Origin of the sequence: Pseudomonas lactucae (genome assembly GCF_016937615.1) — a bacterium.
GTDB lineage: Bacteria > Pseudomonadota > Gammaproteobacteria > Pseudomonadales > Pseudomonadaceae > Aquipseudomonas > Aquipseudomonas lactucae.
Genome location: NZ_JAFHKI010000226.1, coordinates 1 through 1,260, shown reverse-complemented (window position 1 = coordinate 1,260; position 1,260 = coordinate 1). Strand labels below are relative to the sequence as shown.

Sequence of the window (1,260 nt, the reverse complement as noted above, 5' to 3'; positions counted from 1 at the left end):
CGGTGCCGCCACCGGAGCAGGCGTCGGGGCAGGCGTCGGCGCACTGAACAGGCTGCGACGGTTACTGCGCGAGATGCTGTGGACTTTCTCGCACAGCATCTGCTTGACCTTCTCGGGGTTGCGCGAGATGTCTTCGAAATTCTTCGGCAAAAAGTCCACCGCACCGGCATCCAGCGCATCGAGGGTCACTCGGGCGCCTTCATGGGTCAGCGAGGAGAACATCAATACCGGGGTCGGGCAGCGTTGCATGATGTGCCGGACTGCCGTGATGCCATCCATCATCGGCATCTCGTAGTCCATGGTGATCACGTCCGGCTTCAGCGCAATGGCTTGATCAATCGCCTCTTTGCCGTTGGTGGCCGTGCCGACCACCTGGATGCTTGGATCGGCGGAAAGAATTTCCGAGACGCGGCGGCGGAAGAAACCCGAATCGTCCACCACCAGGACCTTGACTGCCATAAACACTCCGTTAGGTGGGGCGAGCGAGACCGCCCTGCCCCACCAGAATCAAATACGCCGAGCGGCGTAACGCTTGAGCATGCTCGGAACATCGAGAATCAGCGCGATCCGACCGTCACCGGTGATGGTCGCACCCGACATGCCCGGGGTTCCCTGCAGCATTTTGCCCAAAGGCTTGATGACCACTTCTTCCTGACCCACCAGTTGATCGACGACAAAGCCGATACGCTGGGTGCCCACGGACAGAATCACCACATGACCTTCGTGCTGCTCCTCGTGAGCCGCCGATGCCACCAGCCAGCGCTTGAGGTAAAACAGCGGCAACGCCTTGTCGCGCACGATCACCACTTCCTGGCCGTCCACCACGTTGGTGCGCGACAGGTCGAGGTGGAAGATCTCGTTGACGTTGACCAGCGGGAAGGCGAACGCCTGGTTGCCCAACATCACCATCAGGGTCGGCATGATCGCCAGGGTCAACGGCACCTTGATGACGATCTTCGAGCCCTGGCCCTTGGTCGAGTAGATATTGATCGAGCCGTTGAGCTGGCTGATCTTGGTCTTCACCACGTCCATGCCGACGCCACGGCCCGACACATCGGAAATCTCGGTCTTGGTCGAGAAGCCCGGAGCGAAGATCAGGTTGTAGCACTCGGTGTCGGTCAGGCGGTCGGCGGCGTCCTTGTCCATCACGCCACGCTTGACCGCGATATTGCGCAATATCGTCGGGTCCATGCCCTTGCCGTCATCGGTGATCGACAGCAGGATATGGTCGCCTTCCTGCTCCGCCGCCAGAATCACCTT

At 60.6% G+C, this 1,260-nt stretch carries 2 protein-coding genes; both read right to left on the bottom strand.

Annotation, left to right across the window (positions count from 1 at the left end):
* Positions 1 to 459: response regulator (locus JWR98_RS28580; protein ID WP_205491839.1), on the bottom strand; the 459-nt coding region annotated here is incomplete at its 3' end.
* Between the two features lie 48 nt (positions 460 to 507).
* A partial coding sequence (locus JWR98_RS28575; protein WP_179119994.1) for a chemotaxis protein CheA occupies positions 508 to 1,260 on the bottom strand: 753 nt, incomplete at its 5' end.